Below are 24,964 nucleotides of genomic sequence, written 5' to 3'. Positions count from 1 at the left end.
GAGGCTCGAAGCGGCTGACGCCCGGCGGCGCTCTACTCCCCTTGTCTCCAGTGCATAGGGCGTGAGGCCCGAAGCGGCTGACGCCCGGCGGCGCTCCACTCCCCTCGTCTCCAGTGCATGGGGCGTGAGGCCCGAAGCGGCTAACGCCTTGCGAGAGTTCCACACCCCTCGTGTCCTCGTCTCCAGCGCCCGGCGCGTGAGGCCCGAAGCGGCTGACGCCCTTCGGTGCCACACCCTTCGTGTCCTCGCCTCCAGCGCCCGGCGCGTGAGGCCCGAAGCGGCTGACGCCCGCGGAAGCTCCACTCACCTCATCTCCAGCGCACAGGGCGTGAGACCCGCCGGGCCGTCGTTCGGCGGGTTGTGCATTGCGAGCAGGCCCGGCTCGGGTTGAATATCCGGCTGCCCGCCGCGTCAGCGGCCGAGCACCCCTGCCTCCGCGCTCATGTTCAGACTCCTTCCGCCGCTGTTGCTGCTCGTCGTTCTCGGTAGTGCCTGTGCCACCCTGCGCGGTCGTGCCGATGAGCTGGCGCGCAACGGCCAGTTCGTGGAGGCCGCCGCCATCTACGACGAACTCGTCACCAAGAACCCCTTCGAGAAGGAACTCGTCTCCGAGCGCGACGGCCTGCGCGGCAAGGCACTGGGACAGCTGCTGGGCAACGCCCGGCGCTATCGCCTGGAGGGCATCGACGAGAAGGCGGAGGACGACCTCCTGCGCTTCCTCGACCGTCGCGCGCAGTGGAACTCCAAGCTCAACGGTGGCCTGGAGAGCTCGCTGCTGGAGGAGATGGAGGGCACGCACAAACACCTGCGGCTCACCATCAGCAGTCCCGCGAAGCAGGGACTCGCGCTGACGGCGGAGGAGACGCTCGTGCGCAAGCGGCCGTTGCTCTCACACAAGGAGATGGTCGTCATCCAGCGGGAGATGGAGTCCGTGGTGGTCCAGAGCGGCAAGGAGGTGTGCCAGCGGTTGCGCGACGTGCCCTCGGACGACGCGCCCCACTGGCGGGAGCTCGTGTCGCGCTACTGCCGTCACTGGCGCGAGTTCGCTCCCGAGCCGCCACCAGCGCCCGAACTCACCGCGGCGCCGTCATGGACGGGCCAGGTGGGCGGCCTGGACTCCGCGCGCATGGAGCTTTTGCGCACCCGCCTCACGCGCGCCTTCGAGTCCTCGCCCTGGTTCTCTCCCGCCGCGAGCCACCATCCCGAGCTGTCGCTGGCAGGCCGCTTCACCACGCTCCGCGACAGCCGCTCCGTCGAGCTGACCGCCCCCTATACCGAGAAGGTCCCCTACACCGACCACGAGGAGCGCACGGAGACGGTGGAGGTGCCCTATGACGTGGAAGAGGAGTACACGGACAAGAACGGCGAGAAGAAGACGCGCAAGGTGACCAAGGTGCACACGTACACCCGCAGCTTCACCGTCGCCGTGACGCGCTACAGAGATGTAGCTCGCACCTTCGAGTTCCACGCACTGCGTCTGTCGGTGGAACACGAGCTCACCTTGTCGTCTTCAGGCGTACTGGATGCCCGGCGTGGGCCCATGTCGGCGGTGCTCCAGGACCACCTGTCCGAGTCCGCGTACGAGCACGACGTCACCTTCGGCCCCGGCGACGTGTCTCCTCGCCGCGCGAACTTCACTTCGCCGGAGTCCTGGCTCGAGGCGCGCGTGGAACAGATGAGCGCGCGCTTCGCCCAGACGCTCCAGGAACACTGGCGCGAGTCCTACTGCACCACGCCCGCACGCACATTGGACGAGGCCGCCCGCTGTGCACGCGCCGGTGCCACGCTTCCTACTCCTGCATACCAGGTTCTCTCTGAAGTCCTCGGTGACGACGCAGCGCGTGTGCCGTCGCTGTTCGTGACGCGGTGACGCGGTGCGAGAGGCCGCGTCAGGTACTCAGCGGGTCAATTGAGACTGGGTGGATTGTTCACGCCTATTGACGTGAAATACCTGTGAGTGCGGGTCAGACTGGTTTGTCACTATTCGTACTCAGCAGCGGAAATTTCACTCAGAGGACCGTATGCATCCGAATGAAGTCCGAAGCCTCGCCCGTCGTGGCACCCTCGTGATGTGGATGGCTTCTTCCCTGGCACTGGCCGCGTGCGGAGACGCGGACCTGGAAGCCGCTTCCACGCAGGACGCTGTCGTCGTGGAGCAGTCCGGCGCCCTGGAAGTGGAAGGACTCGTCGCCGACCGCCGCATCATCGTCTACCTGACTGGCAGCCAGTCGCTGTACGCGGTGCAGGATGGCAAGCCGACGATGATCGCCCAGCGCAGCGGCGCACCGTCGGTGTCTCCGGATGGCCGTGAAGTGGTCTACGCGAAGCTGCCCGACTCGTGGAAGGCGGGCGATGCGGTGACGCGCACGGAGCTGCACGTCTACAACGTGAAGAACGGCAAGGACGACAAGCTGACGTCGGGCCATGACGACCAGGACCCGTCGTGGTCGCCGGATGGCAAGCGCATCCTGTTCCAGTCGAAGAAGCGCTCGGGGCTCTCCTCGTTCTGGAGCGTGAAGGCCAATGGGAAGGACCTGGATCAGCTGACGAACGCGGGCTGCACCCAGACCAATGACCCGGCCTTCGTCCCCACGCCCGCGAGCAGCACCGGCGTGCAGTGGGCGCCGAATGATCGCCGCATCATCGTCTACTTCACGTCGCAGACGAGCGACAGCGAGGTTCGCGTCATGAGCTTCAACCAGAGCCTTGGCGTCGCCTCCGCGTACAGCCTGGGCAAGGGCACTTCTCCGAAGTGGACCGAGCGCGGCACCGTCACCTTCCTGCGCACGGTGAACGGCGGCAGCGTCGAAGTCGAAGTGAGCGTTCAGTAGTCCGGAACGCGGCGTGAGCTGGGCGCGCCGCGAGCAGGGATGACTCCGAAGTGGGAGTCATGCAGTGAGCTTCGACGAGGTTGAATGGCCGCGCGCGGAGACGAGGGGCTACGGAGGCCCTCTCTCGCCGCGGCAAACCTCGCGAAGGACTTCAGCCTTCGTCCTCGGCGCCTCGGCGCAATCCCAGCATCCGCCGCAGCTCCCGCGCGGATTGACGGCTGATCTCCACCGCGTGTCCCCGCGCCGTTCGCGCCAGGTAGCCTCCCGTCTCCAGGGGCTCCAGTCGCGCGACGTGACGCAGGTTGAGCAGCGCCCTGCGGTGGACGCGATGGAAGAGCTCCTCCGGCAGTTTCTCCGCCAGCTCGTTGAGGGTGAAGTCGGTGAGGAACTCGCCCTGCGTGGTGAACACCGTCACCAGCTCGTCATCGAGCGACGCGTGGGAAATCGTCTCCGGGTCCACCAGGACGATGCCCTGGCGCGTGGGGATGGGCAGCCGCGCCAGCGCTCGGGGCGCGGACTTCTCCGGAGCCGGGGTGTCACGCGGGCGGGCGTCGGCCTCGATTCGCGCCCGCGTGCGCTCCAGCGCCTTCTGCAGTCGCGCGGGCTCCACGGGCTTGAGCACGTAGTCCGCGGCGCCGTGCTCGAAGGCCTCCACGGCGTGCTCGGCGTGCGCGGTGCAGAGGATGACGCGCGGGCGTCCCTCGGGGAGCAGGGCCAGCGCGTCCAGGCCACTGAGGCCGGGCATGTGGATGTCCAGCAGCACCACGTCCACGCCGCCCGCGCGCACCGCGGCGAGCACGGCCTCCCCATCCGCGGCCTCGCCGCACACCTCCACGTCGGGCAGGGCGCCCAGCAGGCGCGACAGCCGCTTGCGGGCGAGCAGCTCGTCATCGGCGATGAGGACTCGCAGCGGTGGGCTCACGTGACGACTCCATGCAAGGGGCCCGAGCGGGGCAGGGTGACGGTGACGCGGGTGCGGCCCGCTTCGCTACTCAGGGCCAGGTGCGCCCGGTCGCCATAGGCCAGCGCGAGGCGCCGCTCCACGGTGGGCAATCCCGCGCTGCCTTCTCGCGGGCCCTTGGACGCTCCGGGGTTCTCTATCGCGACCTCGACTTCACGCTCGCGCACGCGCACGCCCAGCGACAGCCGGCCCCGGTGTCCGGCGGCCGGGCCGTGTTTCACCGCGTTCTCCGCCAGGGGCAGCAGCACGAGCGGTGGCACGGGCACGTCCTCCGCGCCCGGCGCGACGTCCAACGCGAGCTGGAACAGCTCCGGGTCTCTCAACAGGTGCAGGTCGAAGAGGGTGCGCATCAGCGCCAGCTCCTCCGACAGCGGCCAGGTGGCCTTGCGCACGCCGGCGAGCACCGAGCGCAGCATGGTGGACAGCCGCAGCACGGCGGCCTCCGCCACGGCGCCGTCCTCGCGGCACCACTCCGCGATGGCGTTGAGCGTGTTGAAGAGGAAGTGCGGGTCCAGGTGGCTGCGCAGCGCGAGCAACTGCGCCTGCTCCGCTTCCAGCGCGAAGCGGGCCGCGCGGGCGCGCTCCTTCGCCAGCGTCTCCTCGAAGCCGATGTCCCGCCCCAGGCCCCAGCCGCCCACGAGGAACAGCGCGTTGCACACGATGAGGTTGGTGGGCTGCGTCAGGAACGTGGGCCCCATGCCCAGCAGCTTCGGCAACACGAAGCCGGAGGTGAGCACCACGCCACTTCCCACCGTGCCGTACATCAACACGCGCACGCCGCCGTGGCTCAAGTCCAGCCCGCCGGGAAAGAGGACGCGGTAGGAGACGGGGGCCACGGCCACGAAGAGCAGGCACATCAGCACGCCCAGGTGGGGCGCGAGCGCTTCGTGGCTGAAGCGCGTCTGCGCGGCGACCAGGGGCGCGGACACCAGGAGGATGGGCACGAGCCTGCGGGGCTCCGCGAGGGCCCGCAGCGTGGCGCGGACGATGGACCCTTCTGGCTTCTCCGACATGCTCCGGAGGGAGCCTACACCCTCGGAGTCATCACCGCGCGGGCTGCTCCTCCACCTCCAACTCGAAGGCGTCGACGAGGATGCTGCCGACGAGGACGACGGGGAAGAGGAGGATGGCCGCGAAGACGAGGAGGGGGGTGGGCAAGGTGAGCATTGCGGGCTCCTGAGTCTTGGCAGCATGCACGCCCAGTCTGACGTGGCGCCCGCTTCGCGATGACGGCCCCGGGCTGGACGGTCGCCCCCCGGGGCCGAACGGTCATCCCCGGGGGCTCGCCGCGAGCAACGCGTCCGCGAGCTGGAGCCCGTTGCGGATGCAGTCGTTGAGCCCCACGCCCTTGTAGGCGTTGCCCGCCAGGTGGAGCCCGGGCCAGCGGCCAAGCCCCTGGTCCACGGCGGCCATCCGCTCCAGGTGTCCCACCGTGTACTGGGGGATGCCCCGAGGCCAGCGGTAGACCTGCGTGAGCGACGGCGTCGCGGTGACACCCGCGAGCGCCTTCAGCTCCTCGCGCGCCAGGGCCACCAGCGCGGGCTCGTCCAGCCCCACCAGGTCCGGCCGCTTCGCGCCGCCCACCATGCAGGTGTACAGCACGCGGCCCGCCTCCACGCGGAAGGGGAACACGGTGGAGGCGTGGATGGAGCCCAGCAAGCGGCGTCCCTCGGTGGGAGGGACGAGGAAGCCGAAGCCGTCCGGTGCGGGCGTCGTCCCCGCGTCGAAGCCCAGGTGCACCACGGCGATGGGCGCGTACTCGATGCCGCCCACGCGCGCCGCCAGCTCCGCGTCCAGGGGATGCAGCAGCCCCTGCGTCACGTATGCGGGCGCCGCCAGCACGACTTCGCTCGCGTCCAGCTCCGCGCGCCGTCCCTGCTCGCTCACCGCCAGTCGCCAGCCGCCGTCCACGCGCGTCAGGCCCTCCACCGTGGCGCCCACGCGCACAGCGTCTCCCAGCGAGGTGCCCAGCGTGTCGATGAGTGTCCCCAACCCGCCCTCGAAGGTGCTCAGCGCGCCGCTCAATTTCGGCGCCGGAGTCCCGCCCGCGGGCAGGGCCTTGCGCTGGGCGCGCTGTGCTCGGATGGCGCCCAGGATGAGACTGCGGTGCTCACGCTCCAGCTTCACGAGCTGCGGAAACGTGGCGCCCACGCTCAGCCGCTCCACGTCTCCAGCGAAGATGCCCGTCTGCACCGCGTCCAGCAGCACCCGCGTCGCGGTGCGCCCCAGGTGCCGCCTGCCGAAGTCCGCCAGCGATTCATCGACGCCCGCCGCCACCCGTCCACTGAACAGCTCCCCCATGACGCGCAGCTTCGCGCCCAGCGGGAGGATGTCCGAGCCGAGGAATGCGGGCGGAGACGCGGGCACCGAGCGCAGCCGGCCTCGGGTGTAGACATACCGTCGCTTCGCCGCCGGGTCCGCCGCGCGAATCCTGTCTTCCAGTTTCAGCGCGGATGCCAGCTCTCGCGTGGCGGGCTCGCGGTCCAGGAAGCTGTTGGGGCCTGTTTCGAGGAGGAAGCCCTGGTGCTGTCGGGTACCCACTGCCCCGCCGAGCCGGGAGGATGTCTCCAGGACAACGGCAGCCCTACCGCGTGAGCGCAATCGCCAGGCGACGACCAGACCTGAAATCCCACCTCCTACGACGGCGACAGTCATCGGTTGTCCCTCCTGAATCAAATTTTCCGGTGACCAGCGTGCACTCGGTGCTCAACAACATCGCGTGTTTTGCCAAGGACAACCATTCGGCGCGTTAATGAAGGGTATGCGCTACGTCATCACCGGAGCGAGCAGGGGCATTGGTTTCGAGTTTGTCCACCAGCTCCTCGAGCGCGGCGACATCGTCGACGCCGGGGTGCGCACCGAGGAGGGACTTCAGCGACTGGAGCCCTTGAAACGGGGCAGTGCGGGGCGCCTGCGTCTTCATCCGCTCGACGTGGCCGAGGAGCGCAGCGTCAGGACTTTCGCCTCGGCGGTGTGCGCCGAGCCGGTGGATGTGCTCATCAACAACGCGGGAGTCCCGGGGCTGTGGTGCGCCTTGACGGACGTGGACTACGCGGACGTGGTGCGCACGTTCGCCGTCAACGCGCTGGGGCCCTTGCGTGTCACCAGCGCGTTGTTGCCCGCACTGCTGCGTGGTGTCGCGCGCAAGGTGGCGCACGTCACGTCTCGCATGGGCTCGCTCGCGGGGAACAGCGAGGGCGGCGCGTATGCCTATCGGATGTCCAAGGTCGCGCTGAACATGGGCGTGCGCAACCTGTCCAATGACTTGCGTGGCCAGGGCATCGTCTCCGTGTTGCTGCATCCCGGCTGGGTAAAGACGGACATGGGCGGCCCGGACGCGCCGCTGCCACCGGGCGACTCGGTGCGCGGCATGCTGAACATCATCGACGGGCTGCGCGCCGAGCACAGCGGCCGCTTCTTCGACTACCAGGGCGAAGAGGTGCCCTGGTAACCGACGCGGGACGCCGGACGCGTCACGGATAGAGCATCTGCGCGTGCCAGCCATCCGGCTCGCGCAGGTAGACGTGTCGGTCGTGCAGGCGACTTTGGCGCGAGTGCCAGAACTCGATGCGGTCCGGCACCACGCGGAAGCCGGACCAGTGCGGAGGCCGGGGCACCTCGGCTCCGGCGTAGCGCTTCTCCACGTCCTCCACGCGCGTCTCCAACTCGTCGCGCGAGCCAAGCCGCTGGCTCTGGAGGCTGGCCCACGCGCCCACCTGGCTGCCGCGCGCGCGGCTCTTGAAGTACGCATCCGCCTCCTCGTCGGAGACAATCTCCACGCGGCCCTCCACGCGGACCTGCTCCTCCAGCGGCTGCCAGTAGAAGCACAGCGCGGCGAAGGGATGGGCGAGCAGCTCGCGACCCTTGCGGCTCTCGTGGTTGGTGAAGAACACGAAGCCGCGCGAGTCGAAGTCCTTGAGCAACACCACGCGCGCGCTGGGGCGACCGTCGGCGCCCACGGTGGCCACCACCACCGCGTTGGGGTCCACCGGAATGGCCTGTTTGGCGCGCTCGAACAGGTCCGAGAATCGCTGGATGGGGTCGGGAGGTATCAGCACGGGCGCAACATAAGGGACGGGGAAAGGGCGCGCACGTTCGCGGTTGACTCATCCCGTGCAACCGTCATGGTTGCCACATGAAGATTCTCTTCATCTCCTCGGAGGTGGCGCCCTTCTCCAAGACGGGAGGGCTGGGGGACGTGGCCGGCGCGCTGCCCGTCGCGCTCGCGTCGCTGGGCCATGACGTCAAGGTCGTCACCCCGCGCTACCAGGATTTGCGGGACGCTGGGCGCCTGTCTCCCACGGGCCAGTCGCTCCAGCTTCGCTTCCCCTTCGGAGAGCAGGGCGGCCCCATCCTCTCCGCGCGGATGTCGGAGCGACTGGAGGTCCTCTTCCTGGAGAACGAGTTCTTCTTCGGCAACCGCCACGGCCTGTACGGCGATGCGTGGGGCGAGTTCGGCGACAACGCCCGGCGCTTCGCCTACCTGTCCGTGGGCGCGCTCCAGGCCGCCCAGCGGTTGGGTTTCGTGCCGGACATCATCCACGCCAACGACTGGCAGACGGGGCTCGTCCCGCTGGCGCTGCGGCGCGGCTTCCAGTCCACCGCGCTGGCCTCCGCCAGGAGCGTGTTCACCATCCACAACCTCGCGTACCAGGGCCAGTTCCCCAAGGGCGTGATGGCGGACCTCGGGTTGCCGTGGGACCTGTTCACCTCCGAGGGGGGGCTTGAGTTCTACGACACCGTCAACCTGCTCAAGGGCGGCCTCGTCTTCGCCGACGCGCTCACCACGGTGTCCCCCACGTACGCGCGTGAAATCCAGACGCCCGAGCAGGGCTACGGGCTGGACGGCCTGCTTCGCCGCCGCTCCCATCGGCTGCACGGCATCCTCAACGGGGTGGACACCCACGAGTGGAACCCGGCCACGGACCCGTTCCTCCCGGAGCGCTTCGGCCCTCGGGAGCTCGCGGGCAAGGCGGTGTGCAAGCGCGAGCTGCTCAGGCGCTTCGGGTTGCCGGAGGGGGATGCGCCGGTGTTCGCCATCGTCAGCCGGCTGGCGTGGCAGAAGGGCATGGACCTCCTGCTGGACGCGCTGCCCACCGCGCTCCAGGCGGACATCCGCTTCGTGGGCGTGGGCAGCGGCGAGGGCCCCCTGGAAGAGGGGATGCGCGCGTTGCAAGAGCGTTACCCGAAGCAGGTGTCCGTGCACCTGGGCTTCGACCCGGCGCTGTCACATCTGGTGGAGGCCGGGGCGGACTTCTTCCTGATGCCCAGCCGGTATGAGCCGTGCGGCCTGAATCAGATGTACTCCCTGCGCTACGGGACGGTGCCCATCGTCCGGGCCACCGGAGGGCTGGTGGATACCGTGGAGGGGGGGCTGGACGGCAACGGAATCCTCTTCGAGGCCTTCCACCGGGCCGCCCTCCTGGCCGCCTTCCGCAGGGCCCTCTCCCTCTACGCGGACCCGCTCCGGCTCGGGGATTTCCGGCGTCGAGGCATGGAGAAGGACTTTTCCTGGGATGCGTCCGCCACCCGGTACGAGGCGCTGTATTCAGCCCTCGTTGCTGAATAATGGGTGCGGACGGAAAATCGCAGTAGGCTTGTGCCGTGGCGGAAGCTCCGGACCTGGGTGGTTATGAGGTAGTCGGCCGGTTGGCTGTCGGCGGCATGGCGGAGGTGTACCAGGCGAAAGCCCGGTCCACGACGCAGCGCTCGCCGGGCGAGCCGGACGAAGTCGTCATCAAGCGACTGCATCCGTCGTTTCGCAACGACACGGCCTATGTGAAGGCCTTCGTCGACGAGGCGAAGCTGACGGTGCGCTTGCGGCACGCGCACATCGTCCGGACGTTCCGCCTGTTCAAGGCGGGGCCGGACTACCTCATGGTGCAGGAGCTCGTGAGTGGCCGGACGCTCGGCTACATGCAGGAGCTGTTGCTCAAGGCCGGCGCGGCGATGCCGCCCGAGTCCGCCTGCTACATCGCCTGGTGCATGCTCAAGGCGCTCGACTACATCCACCGGGCGAAGGTGGGGGAGAACGGCGCCACCATCGTCCACCGCGACGTGAATCCGGCCAACGTGCTGTTGGGCATCAACGGCGACGTGAAGGTGACGGACTTCGGCGTGGCGGAGGTCGAGGGGATGATGCGCGGTGACTCGGGTGCGCTGCGCGGCACGCTGCCGTACATGAGTCCCGAGCAGGTGCTGGGGCAGGTGGTGGATGCGCGCACGGACCTGTACGCGGTGGGCGTCATCCTGTGGGAGCTGTTCGCCAGCCGGCGGCTGCACTCCGGGGAGAACGAGTCGGACCTGATGCACCAGGTGCGCGACGCGCGGGTGCCGCTCTTGTCGTCGGTGACGTCGGACCTGCCGGACTACGCGGTGCAGGTGGTGCGCAAGGCGCTCTTCGCGGACCGGGTGCGGCGCTTCCAGTCGGCGGCGGAGTTCATCAAGGCGCTGGAGGCGCTGTCCCGCCGCGCGGGCTGGCCCCTCACGGTGGAGGCGCTCCAGCCCCTGCTGGGCGGCTGATGCGAGAGCGTCGCGAGCTGCTGGCGCTGCTGGCGGGCGCCCTCCTGTCTTCGGGGTGCCTGGGCTCGGTGCCCTTCCAGCCGCGCGCGTATGACGACGCGGTGCGGGTCGAGTCGCTGAGCGTGGACTTCCATGCGGACGGCTCGGGGGTGCTCGACGTGGGGCTCCAGGTGAAGAACCCCTCTTCGGACGCGGCCACCCTCACGTCGGTGGACTTCGAGCTGTGGGTGGACGGACGGCGGGTGGCCTCGGGGCAGCAGCACGTGGACGCGGCGCTGCCTCCCGATGGGGAGGCTCCGCTGCGCGTGCTCTTCCCGCTGGCCGCTGAGCGCGTCATCGCCGTCACGGGAGAAGCGCCGGTTCCGGTGCGCGTGCGCGGTGGTGTGGTGCTGCGCTTCGGGCGCACGGAGAGGCGCGCGCCCTTCCGGGTGCAGGGCTCGCAGAAGCTGACGCATGTGCCGCCGCTCGAGGGCGCGAGCGACTGAGCCGCTCAGGACTTGGCGGCCGGAGCCTCCGCGCGAGTCTCCTTGGCGCGGGGCTCCTTGCCGGGCGTGCTGCTCTTGAGCCGGGACATGCGCACGCGGTCGATGCGGGCGCCTTCCTTGTTGGCGACGACGAACTGCCAGCCGTTGTAGGTGAAGCGCTCGCCCACGTCGGGCAGATGTCCGGCCAGTGACGACAGGTAGCCGCCCAGCGTGTCGAAGTCGCCCTCGGGCAGGGGGAAGCCGAACGCCTGCGTGAAGCGGTCCACCTCCATCGCGGCGTCCACCATGAAGCTGCCGTCCGCCATCTTCTCGACCAGCTTCTCCTCCACCTCGAACTCGTCGCCGATGTCGCCGACGATTTCGCGCAGGATGTCCTCCAGCGTCACGATGCCCATGAAGCCGCCGTACTCGTCGACGACGATGGCCATGTGAATCTTGCGCTTCTGCATGTCCCGCAGCAGGTCGCCGATGGGCTTCATCCACGGCACGAAGTGCGCGGGGCGGATGATGTCCTGCAGGACGATGAGCTCCGGGTGCTGGAGCAGCGGGATGATGTCGCGCGCATGCAGCACGCCGATGATGTGGTCCACGTCGTCCCGGTACACGGGGATGCGCGAGTGGTTCTCCTCGGCGAGCAGCCGCAGCAGGTCCTCGGAGGAGATGGTGCTGTCCACCGTGACGACTTCCGTGCGCGGCACCATGACGTCGCGGCAGCGCTTGTCGGACAGCTCGAAGATGGAGCGGATGAGCTGCGGGGCGCTCTTGTCGACCTCGTTCTTCGCCGCCTGCGCGGCCAGGAGCTTCTCCAGCTCCTCCAGCGGCGGGGGAGGGGGCTCGAAGCGCAGCGTGCGGCCGAACGTGCGGGCCACCAGGTTGAGCACCCCCAAGACGAAGCGCATCGGCGGATACAGCACCGCCACCAGCAGCGACACGACGCCGGACAGCCGCAGCGCCCAACGCTCCGGGTTGGCATTGGCGAGCCCGCGCATGGTGACTTCCATGAGGCTTGCCAGCACACCGACGAAGAGCGCGCCCGCGGCGACCGTGGCCACCGGCAACCAGGCGGCCTCGCCGTAGCGCGTCAAGTCCAGCATGCGCGGCGGGACGAAGGCGCCGATGGCGGCGGCGAGGAAGCCGCTCAGCAACGTGCCCAGCCGCAGCGCGGTGGCGGTGGCCTCGCGCTCCGTCTTGTGGCGGAGGACGCGTCGGCTCGACGCGCCTTTGTGCTGTTCCGCCAACTCCTGGGCGCGCAGGTCGGAGGTTCCGTAAAGCGCGGACTCCGCCGCGGCGACCAAGGACCTGACGAAGCACAGCGCCAGGCAGGCGACCCAGAGGGCCCAGGTAGGCATAGAGGCCCGTTCTTATCCCGTGCTAAGGGTCCGTTCCACCCCGCCGGAGCCCTCATGCCCGCTCGCATGTATTTCCTTGGCGCACTCCTGGCCCTTCTCGTCCCCGCCGTGGCTGGCGCGTGGCCGGTGGACATGGTCCTACCCCTGGAGGCGGGCAAGGAGCGCTTCCAGAAGCTGGCGGCCGTGGACTGGGTGGAGGTGGAGGACGCCTCCGTCGCCACCGCCGAGGTGCTCCCGGGCACCAACGAACTGTTGCTCACCGGTCAGAAGGAGGGGCGCACGCTCCTCCTGCTGTTCGCGGAGGGGCGCTTCGCGGTGTGGCGCCTCACGGTGGGAAATCCGCCTCCCGAGGACGTCTCGACCAAGCTGGCCTCCGCGCGCAAGGCCTGTCCGGACCTGAAGGCCACGCAAGGCGCGGAGCGCTCGCTCACGGCCACGGTGAAGGACGCCGCGTGCCGCGCGGCGCTGCTGGAGGTTCTGCGCACGGATGCGTATGTGGCCCGCGAGCTGGAGCTGACCTTCGAGGTGCCGGCGCTTCAGGAGCAGCTGTCCTCGGTGGTCGCCGCGCTCCAGCCGCTGGGCCTGACGGCGAACTACAGCGGCGCGGGCCTGGTGGTGACGGGCATCGCGAGCCGCGAGGACTGGCACCGGGCGCTGTGGGAGCTGTTCCGGCGCTCGGTGGGCCGCGTGCCACTGGAAGACCGGGTGGAGCTGAAGGCTCCGGAGCCGGCCGCGGCGGTGCCGGACGCTGGCCCCGCTGTCCAGGTGGAACCGCCGGTGGAGGTGGAGATTCTCTCTCCGCCTCCGAAGAAGCCGCCGCGCAAGAAGCGCGGGGGCTAGGGCGCTGTCTCTCGCAGGATGATGAGTCCGCGCGACGAGTCCACCGTGTAGATGTAGCCGTCGCCCGGCACGCGGATGCCGAGGGCGCCGTCGTAGAAGCTCTCTCCCCGCCCCGCGTCGTCCGGCCGGAAGGTGCGGTAGTGGGCCACCTCGCGCGGAGCCTCCGGAGTGGACACATCCAGCACGCGCACGCCCTCGTGGTACCAGGCGACGTAGAGCTTCGTGCCGGACAGCACCATGTTGTGGATGGAGATGTGCTCCCGCATCCGGTGCTCGCCGAGGAGCTTCACGGAGGCCGGGTCCGTGACGTCGAGCACGCGCAGATGCGCGCCCCAGTCCTCGCCGCCCTCGAAGGCGATGATGCGCTCGCCGTATCGCGCGACGGCGCTCGCGTGGCTGGTGGAGTGCGCGTAGCGGTAGGAGCCGAGCTGCCGGGGCGTCCCGCTCTGCTCCAGCGCGCCGATGACATAGCCAGCGCGCCAGAAGTTGACGTAGAGCCTCCCCTCGAAGGCGAACATGTCGTGCGGCCCGTAGGAACTCGCGGCGTCGAAGCCCGCGGCCTGGAAGGCGCCCGTCAGCCGTGGAGACAGGGGGGTGGTGACGTCGTAGACAAGCACCTCTCCGGTGGGCGCGGGCGAGGCGGCGAGCAGCGTGTTCTCGTACACGAACACGGTGTGCACGTTGGTGCGCGTTCCTCCCGTCGCGAACGCCTCCACGGGATGGGCGGGGTCGGTCAGGTCGAAGACGATGACCCCGCGCACGCCGCTGGCGACATAGAGCGCATCGCCGTGGGACCAGACGCCGTTCCAGTACGTGTCATTGGTGCGCTGGATGTGCTCGGTCAGCACGGGGTGCGCCGGGTCCCTCACGTCGTAGACGAAGAGGCCTCCGCCGAGCGAGACGACGTAGGCGTGCCCGTGAGTGACGTACACGTCGACGGGCAGTCCCGGTGTCACGGGCGTCTCGGACACCCGTTCCAGACCGGAGGACTCCGGTTCGTCCGTGGGGACGGTGACCTTCTTCGCGTCGAAGGTTCCCTCGCCCTCCACTCGTCCGTTGAGGCATTCCACGAAGCAACCCTGCAGCCGTCCGGGCTCTGGAGACTGGCAGCCCAGGAACGAGCGGCGACGGACACCGTTCGTGCCTTCCGTGCGCGAGGCGGAGAGGAAGATGTTGCGGCCAGCCACACCCACCAGTCGCGTGTCCAGGTTCAGTCCACCGGCGGACTGGGGGCCGGTGGGGGCCAGCCTCATGGACAGGGGCGCGAAGCTGTAGGTGTTTCCGTAGCGAGGATTCCTCGCGCGGACGTGAAGGGTATAGACGCCGTCCAGCTCCAGCGTCGCGAGCCCTCCAGGAGTGCAGCCGCTCGCATCGAAGCTGCCCTGGCTTCCGCAGGCATTGGAGGCCGTGTCCACCTTGCATGCGGCGAAGGCGCCGTTGTCCTTCCAGTCGCCCTCGTCCGAGCCGCCCGACGGGGGGCCGGGCATCGGTGTCTGCTTGTCGTTGCTGCAGGCCGTCAGGGCCAGGGTCACCGCGGCCAGCGTCAACAGGGCACGCATGGAGCTCATCCTGAAGGAGTGGGGTGTGTCCGCGTCGGAGGGACGCGGAGGTATTCATATCGCGACGGCCGGCGCTTCGCCTGTCGCGTCCGCATGCGGCAGGTATCCGCGTGGGAAGGGTCGACGCCGGGGACGTTTCAGGGTGTGCCGTGAAGAGGCCGGCATGAGGTATGACGGCGCGTGTTTCCGGCCCGGGCATGGCGGGTTCGTGCGTCAAGGCGCCGGGGTCTTCTGGAGGAGCCGATGCGATTCAAGATGCGGTCGACTTCACTGGTGCTGAGCCTGACGCTGCTCGCGCCGCTGGGGGCGAGCGCCCAGTTCGACGATGGCGAGGTGGTGCTCACCGCGCCCACCGAGCCGGAGCGGGGCTGTCCGAAGCGCCCGGACCTGGTGCCCTTCACGCCGCGCGCGCAGGTGGGCATGGAGGGTTCGGGTTGGCTGGTGCACCAGGCCATCATCCCCGAATCGAAGGACACCTTCTTCAAGGGCCGCGAGCGGGAGCGCTCGGGGGTGAAGCGGGTGCCGGAGGAGGAGGTGCGGCGGCTCGGCGCGCCGGACCCGACCATCCCGCTGTGGGTGTTCGGCAAGGCGGACACGGCGGCCTGTCGCGCGGTGCCCGTCAGTTGGTGGGCGGCGCGGATGGGGGCGACGGACGTGGACCGCAAGACGTTCCTCATGGCGGAGATTGAAGTGGACTGCGACGTGCTGCCACCCGGGCGTCTGTCCGGCACGCCGGTGGCGCTGCGGCAGAAGGACGAGCCCACGGGGTGCAAGCTGCGAAGGCCCACCGAGCGCGAGACGGGCAAGGATGGAGAAGGCCTGCCGCCGGATGTGTTGGAGTTCATCCCCGCGCGCGACTGTGAGTCGCCGGAGTGCATGCGCCTGTGGGAACGCATCGGCGCGAGCTGGGATGACAGCACCACGGTGGGCGACTTCACGGTGTCGTGGATGGAGCGCAAGGGGAAGAAGGACCCGTGCGACTGGCCCACCGAGGACCTCTCACTGCTGCTCTACCGTCCTCCAGGGGCACTCACCCCGGCGCTGTTGCGCAACGGGGGCACGCAGTTCTTCGGTGGCCTGCACGACAGCGCGGGGCTGAGGTTCGTGCTCAGTCGAGACCTGGGCTCGCTCTATATGCACGAGGCCGCCAAGCCGAAGGCCGCGCCGAAAGCCGTGCGTTATGGGAGTCCGACGGAAGAGGACCTCATCCTCACCAAGCGCACCCTGTCTCCGTGCAAGGTGAAGCGCTGACCTCGATTTTCGCGGAACCTGTCAGGCCGTGATGGCGCCGCCTTCGGTCAGCGCCATCATGGACTCTCGCTTCCAGGTCATCACTCCGGCCAACGCCTCGCGGTTGAAGCAGGTGGGGCAACTCGGCCCCGAGCTTCCGTCCTACACCTCGGGCCAGAAGCTCGCTTTCGAGCCGGGCGGCACCGTGCTCCTCGCGTTGAGCAACAGGGGCGCACTGCTTCGGTGGTGGAACGTGGGGACGCCGTCGGAGCATGCCCACGAGCAGCGGCTCGAAGGGAGTGCGGCGATGCTTCTCGACGCCGAGCGCATCCTGGCCGTAGCTCCCGCGAACCGCTCGCCTTTGGGGCTTTGGCGCCCGAGGTTGGTGCTCCTCTCCACGAAGGATGGGTCGCTGATGCGTGAGCAACACCTGGCTCATGCGGTGACCCTGTTCGCCATGTCTCCGGACGGGGAGCGGGCTCTTCTGATTCCGTTGGATGGCGATGCGCCCCTGGTGTGGGACGTGAAGTCCTGGCGTCCCCACTGCGAACTCGCGCCGCTGGACACGGGCGTGTCCCTGACGGCGTGCGCGCTGTCCCCGGATGGGCGCTTCGCGGCGGCGACCTTCACCCCGGACGATAAGCGGAAGGAGAACCTCTGGCTCTGGGACATCGCCGAAGGCGCGCGTCCCATGGCGCTGTCCATCGACGCGCCCACGACGTGGAGCCTCGCGTTCCATCCGACGGAGCCCCTTCTCGCCGTGGGCGGCATCACGGAGGAGGTCGCCGTGGTGCACGTGGACGAGCGTCGGCTGGTGGGGACGCTTCCTGGCTTCAGCGGCTATGCGTGCAACCTGAGCTTCAATCCCCGGGGCGACCTGCTCGCGGCCTCCCGTGACGGCCGAGGCTTCGGTGTCCATCGCTTCGATACGGGCGAGGCGTTGTTCCGCGCCAGCGACGGCGACGACATGCAGACGAGCGATGCGCTCTTCTCGCCCGATGGCCGGCTCGTCGCCTGGGGGCGGGGTGATGGCACCGTGGACCTTTGGGCGGTGACCGACTGAGGTCACTGCTTGGGGGCTTCGGTCCATTTCCCCTGCCGCGTCGGCTCGCGCAGGGCCTTGTGGAGCGCGGCGAGGAAGCGCTTTCGCGGCCATGACTCCGCGCCAAATCTCGCCAGGTGCTCGGTCTCCACCTGGCAGTCCACGAGTTGGAAGCCCCATTCCTTGAAGCGCTCCACCGAGGACACGAAGGCGACCTTCGACGCATCCGGCGCCAGCGCGAACATGCTCTCACCGAAGAACGCCGCGCCCAGCGACACGCCGTACAGCCCGCCCTTCAATTCGCCGTCCTGCCACGCCTCCACCGAGTGCGCGAAGCCCCGCTCGTGCAGTTCGACGTATGCCCCCAACATCTCGTCCGTAATCCACGTCCCGTTCTGCCCGGGACGCGTCACGCGGCCGCACTCGGTGATGACGCGCGCGAAGGCCGTGTCGTAGCGCACCTCGTACTCACCCCGAGCCATCGTCTTGCGCAGGCTGCGGCCCACGTGCAGCGTGTCCGGCGTCAACACGAAGCGCGGGTCCGGCGAGTGCCAGAGGATGGGGTCCCCTTCACTGAACCAAGGGAAGATGCCGCGCGAGTACGCGGCCAGGAGCCGCTCCGGGCTCAGGTCCCCGCCCACGGCGAGCACTCCGCTCTTGTCAGCGCGCTCCGGAGGCGGGAACAGCTCCGGGTGCTCGTCACTCAACAGATAGATGGGCACGCACCGCCCACTCTACCGGGACACGTTCAGCTTCACCTCGCCCGAGAGTGAATACGGCACCCGCATCAGTGGACCGGTCAGCTCCCCCGTCACCCCATAGGGCAAGACGCCTCGGGAGATGAGGGCCTTCACCTCCGGCCCCCACGAGTCCTTCGTCACCGCCACCTCCACCGGATACACCCCCGTGGCGGAGGCATCCACGCTGTCCGACTGGGCCAGCGTTCCACTGTCCAGCGCCTTGCCCGCCACCGCCATCTGCCACGTCAGCCCGCTGAGCTTCAGCGGGAAGGGATTGGGGTTCTGGATACCCAGCCGGAGGTTGAGCTGCACCTCCTCGGCGGAATAGCGCGCCCCATCCAGCTCCTCCACGACGATGGTGGGCAGCCGGGGCACGCGCACCGCGCGACTCGCGGCGAACGGAATCTGTTGCTCGGAGTCACCCGAGCGCACCACCAGCACGCCCCTGAGCGCCAGGAGCACCGTGCCACCCTGGGCGCTCAGCCGCGCCAGGTCTTCCGCGCTCTGCACGTAGGCCGCGCGCTCCTCGAAGGACACGTCGCCCGGAGCGCCTGGCGCAAGCCGTGTCTCCAGCTTCACCGTTCCCTTCTTCAGCACCTTCCCCTCGGAGACCAGCTCGTAGTCGACGCGCTCCACCACGCCGGGCGCGGCGCTGGACACCTGGGCGCTGTAGCGCAGGGTGGCCTCTGTCAGGCCCTGCGACACGACGGACGTGTCCTGTGCGGTGAGGGTGGCGGAACCAGCCGGCCGGGTGGAGGACGAGGCACACCCCAGACCCACCAGGAGCAGTGCGGCAAGCTGGACGACGGGCGAAGTCGAGCGCATCACGTTAGACATTGTGTGCACCCCGGAAGCCGCCCCCAAGGGCTTTTCCGCTAGACTGTCCACCACTCGTGGTCCGACGCCGCCCCAACTTCAACAAGACGGTTCGCTCCCTCATCAGGGACATCGCGACGAAGCTGCCGGAGTTCGCCCACGTGAAGGCGGGCCGCATCCTGGTGGTGGCCGGTGAGGCGCGCCGCGCTTCCCGTGGCACCGTGAAGCCCCTGTGCTTCCGGGGCGGCAAGTCCACGGACCGCACGGGTCGGCGCAAGCCCGTCATCCGCATTCGCGGCCGGCGGATGCTCTACTGCATCACCCTGCGGCCCCTCTTCTTCAGGGGCTCCACCGCCCAGGCCCGCCTGGAGACGGTGCTGCACGAGCTCTTCCACCTGTCGCGCCGCTTCGACGGCACCCTGCACTCGGGCCGGCGCCACGCCGTGCTCGGCAAGGACTTCTCCCGGAAGCTGCGCCCGCTCGTGCGCCGCTACCTCAAGCTGTGCCCTCCGGAGCTGCTGTCCGCCCTGGCCCTCACCGGCGAGGTGCGCGTGCTCCAGTGGCTGGAGCGCCCAGGTCCCGCCTACGTCCCGGGGACGCACCGACGTGTGCGCAAGGTCTACACCGAGGACCAGCTGTATTACGGCATCGCGCGCATGGTGACGCCCAAGCCCCGCGTCCCCCGCGAAGCCGCCGTCCGCCTCAAAGTCCACTGACAGTCCGCTTCCTGGCCGCCCCTGTACACCCCAGGACACTGCCCGTCTGAATGGTTTGACTTTGATAATGAGTATCAATATCGTCCGTCGCGTTTCAGACAGCGGAGCGGTGATGAGCGACGGGTGCCAGCAGGGCGGTGGAGCGGACGAGCTGCGGTGCCTGTGCGGGAGTCTGCTGGCGAGGTTGGTGCCGGAGGGTGTGGAGCTGAAGTGCCGTCGCTGCCACCGCACGCGAGTGGTGCCGCTGGAGCGACCGCCGGGTGGTGGGAGCGCGCCGAACACGGGCGGCTGAGCAGGTGGGAGTGCCCGGGCGTGACCAGGCCCGGCGTGTAGCGAGAGTTGACTGAGGCCAGAGGCCCTTGAGCCCAGCGCCCCGCGGGGATTCCATCCGGAAGTGGAGTCCCACCGGCCATGAGCCGGAGGACGTTGAATGCGTGGGAGTTGGTGTCTCCTCGTGCTGGCCTGCGCCGCCCCCCAGGTGGCGTGGGGCCGCGCGTCGCCCGAACTGGCGCAGGCCGCGGCCCCGGGTGAAGCGGTGTCCGCCGAGGCGGAGCAGCCTTCTCCCGCGTCGAATCCGTCCCTGAATGAGCAAGCGCCTGTCGCGGCCGAGCCTGTCTCCGCCGAGTCGAGCGCTTCCGAGGATGCGGCAAAAGTGTCGAAGCAGGCCGAGGTCGTCGCGGGTCCAGGGGCCTCGACGACCTCGGCATCTTCGACACCCGCCGAGGCCTCGCAAGACGAGGTGCCGGTGGCGCGCACCGTGGTGACGGCGTCGCGCACCCAGGAGCGCCTGGGCGAGACGCCCGTGGCCACCGAGGTCATCACTCGCGCGGACATCGTCGCGAGCGGCGCGCGGGACGCGTCGGAGTTGCTCGCCGCGCATCCGGGCCTGGAGGTGGTGCAGACCTTCGCCGGAGCGTCGCTGCAGGTGCAGGGCCTGGGGCCCGAGTACGTGCTGGTGCTGGTGGATGGAGAGCGCGTCGCGGGCCGTGTCGCCGGCAGCGTGGACCTGTCCCGGTTGTCGCTCGAGGACGTGGAGCAGGTGGAGATCGTCAAGGGGCCGTCGTCGGTCCTCTACGGCAGTGACGCCGTGGGTGGCGTGGTGAACTTCATCACGCGACGGGCTCGCAAGCCGCTCGGCGGTGAGCTGCGCGTGGCCTATGGCGCGCTGGAGCGGCTGGACCTGGATGCGACGGGCGAGGCGCGGGGCGAGAGCTGGGGCCTGCGGCTCAGCGGTGGCTTGCAGCGCCGTGCGTCCTACGATTTGGAGCCCGCGGACGTCGGCACCACGGGCAGCAGCCTGGAGGGCTTCGACGTCTCCGCCAGCGGAGACCTGAAGGGCGAAGGTCCCCTGTCACTGGAGGGGTCCGCCGGCTTCTCCCGACGCACCCAGCGCGGCGTCGACCTGGGCGTCGCGGGCGCGGTGTTCGACAGGGCGAGCCGCGACACGTCCATCAACTCGCGGCTGGCGCCGTCCTGGAAGTTGAACAGCGGCGCGACGCTCCGGGTGGAGGGTTCGTATTCCCACTTCCAGCGTCGCTACCTGAGAGACCAGCGCCGCGCCTCCGCGCTGGACACGGTGGAGGACACGCGCGAACAGCAGGGCCGACTGGGCACGCAGCTCGACGCGCGCGTGGGCGAACGTCACGCGTTCGTCGTCGGCGCGGAGTTCCTGGGCGAGTGGCTGGTGGCGGACCGACTGGAGACGGGCGAGGGCGACCGGGGCCGCGCATCGCTCTACGCGCAGGACAGCTGGACGCTGGCGACGGGCCCCAAGCTGGTGGTCGTCCCGGGCGCGCGCGTGGACGTGGACACGCAGTTCGGTACGGCCGTCACGCCTCGACTCGCGGCGAAGGTGGACCCGCTGTCCTGGCTCACCGTGCGCGGCAGCTACGGCTGGGGCTACCGGGCGCCGGGCTTCCAGGAGCTGCTGCTGGACTTCGAGAACCCCAGCGTCGGCTACTCGGTGCGCGGCAATCCGGACCTGAAGCCGGAGCGCTCGCGCAGCTTCAGTGTGTCCACGGAGGTTCGGCCGTCGGATGCCTCGCTCATCTGGGTGAGCGCGTATCAGCACGCGTTGCGCGACATGATTGGCACCACGCTCCAGCAGGGCGGAGAGCAGCAGCTCTTCACCTACGTCAACGTGGCGCGTGCGCGCGTGCGGGGCGGTGAGCTGGGCTTGCGCCAGCGCTTCCCGTGGCGCCTGTCCGGCGAGATGGCCTACACGCTCACCGACGGACACGACGAGGAGCTGGACCGGGCGCTGGAAGGTCAGGCGCTCCACCGGCTCACCGCGCAGGCCACGTGGCGCCACCGCGAGTGGGGCCTGGAGACGTGGGTCCGCGCGGCGCTCGTGGGCAAGCGTCCCTTCTATCCGGACACGGATGGTGACGGCGTCGCCAATCCCTACAAGTCGGAGGCCTACGTCACGGTGGACGCCCGCATCGCCTGGAGGGCGCGCGAGTCGCTCCAGTTCTTCGTGCTCGGCTCCAACCTCGCCGACGCGGGCAATCCCACGGACCTGCCCATTCCGCCACGCACCTTCCAGGCCGGCCTCTCGTTCCGGCTGTGAGTCACCCCAAACCTTCAAGGAGCCTGAATGTCCCGCCCCACCTTCTTCTCCGTGTCTCGTTTCGGCCGCGCCGCCGCGGTCCTGTGCCTGTCTGGCCTGCTGTCCGCCTGCGGTGACGACCTGGTCCCCACGCCTGGGGACGACGATGACAACACGCCGGAGCAGCCGGGCGTCGAGGTGCCGGCGAACGGCACGCACGTGCGCCACGTGGGCAACACGGACGGCTCCATCACCACCGTCGTCGACGCCACGAGCAAGACGGATTGGGTGGGCCTGGACCTGGACACCGGCCTGCAGGTGAGCGCGAGCGCGGACGCGACGTGGGACCTGTCGTTCCAGCGCTTTGGCATCCGCTCGCGCGGCGGCGTGAATGGCACGGGTGGCGTGGAGGTGGCGGTGCTGCCCTCGCAGGACTTCGCCCAGCTCACCCAGGCGCCCGCGGGCGGCTACTCGGTCGACGCGGATGACGGCGACGACGAGGGCGTGGACCCGGACACCGTCTTCCAGGCCAACGGCGCCTGGTACGCCTACGACGTGTCGACGCACAAGCTGTCCCCGCGCGCGCAGGTGTACGTCGTGCGCTCCGACTCGAAGGCGTACTTCAAGGTGGAGATGTTGTCCTACTACGACGACGCCGGAACGCCCGCGATGCTCAAGCTGCGCTGGACGAAGGTGACGGCGCCCGTCTCGGCTGGCGCGCTCGAGGATGGCGTCTCTCCCAGCGGTCTCCCTGTCGAAGCGTCTCACTGAAGTCGAAGTCTTCCTTTCCCCTGGTGTCTGCCATGATTTCCCAACCTGTTTCGCCGGCGTCTTCTCTCGAGCCCACCGCCCTCCGTCAGCGCTGGCAGTCGCTGCGCGAGGAACAGCCGCGCACCCGTATTCGTGACGCGGCGGAGCAACTTGGCGTGAGCGAGGCGCAGTTGCTCGCCACCGGTGTGGGTGAAGACGTCGTCCGGTTGGACCTGCGCCTCGACACGTTGTTGCCGCGCCTGGAGTCGCTGGGCAAGGTGATGACGCTCACGCGCAACGAGAGCGCCGTGCACGAGAAGCGCGGCCTTTACCGCAACGTCGAGGTGAACGGCGCCGTCGCGCTGGTGCTGGACGAGAACATCGACCTGCGGCTGTTCCTCACGCGCTGGCGCTTCGGCTTCGCGTTCCGGGAGGTCCGTCCGGAGGGCACGCGGCGCAGCCTGCACTTCTTCGACGGCACGGGCATGGCCGTTCACAAGGTCTACCTGGAGGACGAGTCCGGCGTCAGCGCGTTCGAGCGACTGGTGGAGGACTACACCCACGCTGAGCAGTCGCGCGGGGTGCCGGTGGAGGCGGCCACCGCGGCGGAGGCCCCCCGGCCCGATGGCGACATCGACGTGGAGGGCCTGGTGTCGGGCTGGCGCGCGCTCCAGGACACGCACGACTTCTTCCCGCTGCTGCGCCGCTTCAAGGTCGCGCGGACCCAGGCGCTCCGGCTGGTGGGGAACGAGCTGACCACGCCCGTGGCGACCTCCTCGCTGACGTGGGTGCTGGAGAAGGTGGCGGCCTCGGGCCTGCCCATCATGGTGTTCGTCGGCAACCCGGGTGCCATCCAGATTCACACCGGCCCCGTGCACACCGTGCGCGCCATGGGCCCGTGGATGAACGTGTTGGACCCGAGCTTCAACCTGCACCTGCGCACGGACCACGTCCACACGGCCTGGATTGTCCGCAAGCCCACGCGTGACGGCGTCGTCACCTCGCTGGAGCTGTTCGACGCGGCCGGTGAGAACATCGCGCTGCTCTTCGGCAAGCGGAAGCCCGGCATCCCCGAGCAGCCTGAATGGCGGGCGCTGATGGAGGAGCTTATCGCCGCGCTGCCCGCGACCGGGGTGGCGTCATGAATCGCGTGACAGTGCTCCTGGCCGCGCTGCTGCTGTCGCGGTCCGCGCTGGCTGCTGCTCCGGCCGCACCCTCCGCCGCGAAGGCGGCACCTGCTCCCGTCGCGGCGAAGACGGCCCCGGTCCCCGCCGCGCCCAAGCTGGTGACGGTGGGGCCCGCTGTCACCGAGACGGTGTTCGCGCTCGGCGCGGGAGCGCAGGTGGTGGGCGTGGACGACACCAGTCTGGCGCTGCCCGTGGCCCGGAGCCGGCCCAAGGTGGGTTACCAGCGCGCGCTGGCCGCGGAGCCCCTGCTCGCGCTCGGCGCGGCGTGGCTGCTGGCGTCGGAGGAGGCGGGACCTCCTGGTGTCCTCGAGCAGCTTCGCACGGCGGGAATGGAAGTCGTGGTGCTGTCCAACCTGCCCACGCTGGATGTGGCACGGCAGCGCATCCGGACGATTGCCACGAAGCTGGGCCGGGTGTCCGAGGGTGAGGCGCTCGTCGCGGAGCTGGAGGCGGACCTGAAGCGCGCCGCTGCTCGTGCCGCGTCGGCGAAGCAGGCGAAGCCCAAGCGCATCCTCGCGCTGTATGCCCGGGGCGCCAACGCCCTCATGGTCGCGGGCAAGGACACGGCCACCGATGAGCTCATCCGGCTTGCGGGGGGCGTGAATGCCGTGACGGGCTACACCGGTCACCGGCCGCTGACGGCCGAGGCCGTGGTTGGCGCGGCGCCCGACATCATCCTGCTTCCCGGCGGCTCGCTGGAGGCCGTTGGAGGTGAGGCGGGACTTCGGCTGGTCCCTGGCCTGTCCCAGGTCCAGGGCTGGAAGCTGACCACCATCGAGGATGTCCACTTCATGAGCCTGGGGCCCAAGCTGGGCAAGGCCGTGCAGCGCTTGCAGGACGGCATGGGACTTCCGGCGCAGGACGGGACATGAGCGCTTCGGACGTGGCTCCCGCTCCCGCGACGTATCCGGCGCGGGAGCAGGTGAGGGTGCCTGGTGGCCGTCCTCGCCCGTGGTTCGTGCTGGGCGCCGCGCTCGTGGTCGTCACGCTCACGTCGCTCTCGGTGGGCTCGTACCGGGTGCCACTGTTGGGGCTGTTCGGCAGTGCGCTGGAGGCGTTGGGGCTGGAGACGGGATATCGGCTGGAGCCGATGCAGCAGGCGGTGCTGCTGTCCATCCGTCTGCCTCGCGTGGTGCTCGGGGTGATGGTGGGCGCGGTGCTGGCCACCAGCGGCGCCGCGCTCCAGGCGTTGTTCCGCAACCCGCTCGTGGAGCCGGGCCTCCTGGGGACCTCCAGCGGCGCGGCCCTGGGCGCGGTGGCCGCCATCGTCATGGACGTGGCCCTCAGCTCGCGGCTGGGGCCGTTCCGGTTGCTCGTGGTTCCGGGCGCGGCGTTCCTGGGAGCGCTGAGCGCCACGTTGCTCGCGCAGCGGCTGGGCGGGGGTGGTG

25 protein-coding genes are annotated in these 24,964 nt (G+C 69.5%); 16 read left to right on the top strand and 9 right to left on the bottom strand.

Annotated elements, in window-relative coordinates; all coding sequences use genetic code 11:
• Window positions 1-442 precede the first annotated feature (442 nt).
• On the top strand, window positions 443-1,870 hold the full coding sequence (locus tag HR086_RS16655; RefSeq protein ID WP_174466110.1) for a hypothetical protein: 1,428 nt from the start codon (window positions 443-445) through the stop codon (window positions 1,868-1,870).
• A gap of 205 nt (window positions 1,871-2,075) precedes the next feature.
• Window positions 2,076-2,831, top strand: a complete 756-nt coding sequence (locus HR086_RS16650) for a hypothetical protein (RefSeq protein WP_254625023.1) — start codon at window positions 2,076-2,078, stop codon at window positions 2,829-2,831.
• 151 nt (window positions 2,832-2,982) lie between these two features.
• Here the strand turns inward: HR086_RS16650 and HR086_RS16645 are convergent, their stop codons facing one another.
• The 4 genes from HR086_RS16645 to hemG form a co-directional block, all read right to left on the bottom strand.
• Complete coding sequence (locus tag HR086_RS16645; protein WP_174466109.1) at window positions 2,983-3,753, bottom strand: response regulator; 771 nt, start codon at window positions 3,751-3,753, stop codon at window positions 2,983-2,985.
• Window positions 3,750-4,805, bottom strand: coding sequence for a sensor histidine kinase (locus tag HR086_RS16640; protein WP_174462969.1), 1,056 nt, complete (start codon window positions 4,803-4,805; stop codon window positions 3,750-3,752). The genes HR086_RS16645 and HR086_RS16640 overlap by 4 nt, the downstream gene beginning before the upstream one ends.
• A gap of 31 nt (window positions 4,806-4,836) precedes the next feature.
• Window positions 4,837-4,959 carry a hypothetical protein gene (locus HR086_RS49220; protein WP_256433504.1) on the bottom strand — a complete coding sequence of 41 codons (123 nt, stop codon included), beginning with the start codon at window positions 4,957-4,959 and terminating at the stop codon, window positions 4,837-4,839.
• Between the two features lie 102 nt (window positions 4,960-5,061).
• Window positions 5,062-6,447, bottom strand: a complete 1,386-nt coding sequence (hemG, locus tag HR086_RS16635) for a protoporphyrinogen oxidase (protein WP_174462968.1) — start codon at window positions 6,445-6,447, stop codon at window positions 5,062-5,064.
• Between the two features lie 106 nt (window positions 6,448-6,553).
• Between hemG and HR086_RS16630 the strand changes: the two genes are divergently transcribed.
• On the top strand, window positions 6,554-7,243 hold the full coding sequence (locus tag HR086_RS16630) for an SDR family oxidoreductase (protein WP_174454861.1): 690 nt from the start codon (window positions 6,554-6,556) through the stop codon (window positions 7,241-7,243).
• 22 nt (window positions 7,244-7,265) lie between these two features.
• Here HR086_RS16630 and pdxH read toward each other — a convergent pair whose 3' ends face one another.
• The gene (pdxH, locus tag HR086_RS16625) at window positions 7,266-7,850 is read right to left on the bottom strand and encodes a pyridoxamine 5'-phosphate oxidase (RefSeq protein WP_174462967.1); all 585 of its coding nucleotides are present in this window, start codon (window positions 7,848-7,850) and stop codon (window positions 7,266-7,268) included.
• Window positions 7,851-7,927: 77 nt separating this feature from the next.
• Here pdxH and glgA point away from each other — a divergent pair, with 77 nt between their 5' ends.
• Genes glgA through HR086_RS16610 form a run of 3 tightly spaced genes read left to right on the top strand, consistent with a single transcriptional unit; the run spans window position 7,928 to window position 10,799 of the window.
• Window positions 7,928-9,361, top strand: a complete 1,434-nt coding sequence (glgA, locus tag HR086_RS16620; protein ID WP_174466108.1) for a glycogen synthase GlgA — start codon at window positions 7,928-7,930, stop codon at window positions 9,359-9,361.
• Between the two features lie 35 nt (window positions 9,362-9,396).
• The gene (locus tag HR086_RS16615) at window positions 9,397-10,314 is read left to right on the top strand and encodes a serine/threonine-protein kinase (protein WP_174462965.1); all 918 of its coding nucleotides are present in this window, start codon (window positions 9,397-9,399) and stop codon (window positions 10,312-10,314) included.
• Complete coding sequence (locus HR086_RS16610) at window positions 10,314-10,799, top strand: LEA type 2 family protein (protein WP_141641939.1); 486 nt, start codon at window positions 10,314-10,316, stop codon at window positions 10,797-10,799. The genes HR086_RS16615 and HR086_RS16610 overlap by 1 nt, the downstream gene beginning before the upstream one ends.
• A 5-nt stretch (window positions 10,800-10,804) precedes the next feature.
• Here HR086_RS16610 and HR086_RS16605 read toward each other — a convergent pair whose 3' ends face one another.
• Entirely contained in the window at window positions 10,805-12,148 is a 1,344-nt protein-coding gene (locus tag HR086_RS16605; protein ID WP_174462964.1) for a hemolysin family protein, read from the bottom strand.
• A gap of 54 nt (window positions 12,149-12,202) precedes the next feature.
• On the opposite strand from HR086_RS16605, the gene HR086_RS16600 reads away from it, so the two are divergent.
• Window positions 12,203-12,988, top strand: coding sequence for a pilus assembly protein N-terminal domain-containing protein (locus HR086_RS16600; protein WP_174466107.1), 786 nt, complete (start codon window positions 12,203-12,205; stop codon window positions 12,986-12,988).
• On the opposite strand, the gene HR086_RS16595 is transcribed toward HR086_RS16600, so the two are convergent.
• On the bottom strand, window positions 12,985-14,547 hold the full coding sequence (locus HR086_RS16595; RefSeq protein WP_174466106.1) for an LVIVD repeat-containing protein: 1,563 nt from the start codon (window positions 14,545-14,547) through the stop codon (window positions 12,985-12,987). The genes HR086_RS16600 and HR086_RS16595 overlap by 4 nt on opposite strands.
• 243 nt (window positions 14,548-14,790) lie before the next feature.
• Between HR086_RS16595 and HR086_RS16590 the strand changes: the two genes are divergently transcribed.
• Entirely contained in the window at window positions 14,791-15,798 is a 1,008-nt protein-coding gene (locus tag HR086_RS16590) for a hypothetical protein (RefSeq protein WP_141641935.1), read from the top strand.
• 31 nt (window positions 15,799-15,829) lie between these two features.
• Window positions 15,830-16,840, top strand: coding sequence for a WD40 repeat domain-containing protein (locus HR086_RS16585; protein ID WP_174466105.1), 1,011 nt, complete (start codon window positions 15,830-15,832; stop codon window positions 16,838-16,840).
• Between the two features lie 2 nt (window positions 16,841-16,842).
• Here the strand turns inward: HR086_RS16585 and aat are convergent, their stop codons facing one another.
• The gene (gene aat, locus HR086_RS16580; protein WP_174454721.1) at window positions 16,843-17,541 is read right to left on the bottom strand and encodes a leucyl/phenylalanyl-tRNA--protein transferase; all 699 of its coding nucleotides are present in this window, start codon (window positions 17,539-17,541) and stop codon (window positions 16,843-16,845) included.
• Between the two features lie 12 nt (window positions 17,542-17,553).
• Complete coding sequence (locus tag HR086_RS16575) at window positions 17,554-18,396, bottom strand: LEA type 2 family protein (protein ID WP_174454722.1); 843 nt, start codon at window positions 18,394-18,396, stop codon at window positions 17,554-17,556.
• A gap of 56 nt (window positions 18,397-18,452) precedes the next feature.
• On the opposite strand from HR086_RS16575, the gene HR086_RS16570 reads away from it, so the two are divergent.
• The 7 genes from HR086_RS16570 to HR086_RS16540 form a co-directional block, all read left to right on the top strand.
• On the top strand, window positions 18,453-19,091 hold the full coding sequence (locus HR086_RS16570) for a hypothetical protein (protein WP_141641931.1): 639 nt from the start codon (window positions 18,453-18,455) through the stop codon (window positions 19,089-19,091).
• Window positions 19,092-19,203: 112 nt separating this feature from the next.
• Entirely contained in the window at window positions 19,204-19,383 is a 180-nt protein-coding gene (locus HR086_RS16565) for a hypothetical protein (RefSeq protein WP_174454862.1), read from the top strand.
• 138 nt (window positions 19,384-19,521) lie between these two features.
• Window positions 19,522-21,660 carry a TonB-dependent siderophore receptor gene (locus HR086_RS16560; RefSeq protein ID WP_254626349.1) on the top strand — a complete coding sequence of 713 codons (2,139 nt, stop codon included), beginning with the start codon at window positions 19,522-19,524 and terminating at the stop codon, window positions 21,658-21,660.
• Window positions 21,661-21,687: 27 nt separating this feature from the next.
• Complete coding sequence (locus tag HR086_RS16555; protein ID WP_174454723.1) at window positions 21,688-22,410, top strand: HmuY family protein; 723 nt, start codon at window positions 21,688-21,690, stop codon at window positions 22,408-22,410.
• Window positions 22,411-22,442: 32 nt separating this feature from the next.
• Window positions 22,443-23,534, top strand: coding sequence for a hemin-degrading factor (locus HR086_RS16550; RefSeq protein WP_174462958.1), 1,092 nt, complete (start codon window positions 22,443-22,445; stop codon window positions 23,532-23,534).
• Window positions 23,531-24,448, top strand: a complete 918-nt coding sequence (locus HR086_RS16545) for a hemin ABC transporter substrate-binding protein (protein WP_174466104.1) — start codon at window positions 23,531-23,533, stop codon at window positions 24,446-24,448. Before HR086_RS16550 ends, HR086_RS16545 begins: the two co-directional genes overlap by 4 nt.
• Window positions 24,445-24,964, top strand: a 520-nt coding sequence (locus HR086_RS16540; RefSeq protein WP_174466103.1) for an iron chelate uptake ABC transporter family permease subunit, incomplete at its 3' end; no start/stop codon positions are given. The genes HR086_RS16545 and HR086_RS16540, both read left to right, overlap by 4 nt.

The organism is Myxococcus sp. CA039A, from assembly GCF_013336645.1.
Lineage (GTDB): Bacteria > Myxococcota > Myxococcia > Myxococcales > Myxococcaceae > Myxococcus > Myxococcus llanfairpwllgwyngyllgogerychwyrndrobwllllantysiliogogogochensis.
The sequence above is the reverse complement of the archived record's forward strand: the minus strand, read 5'-3'. Positions and strand labels throughout refer to the sequence as shown.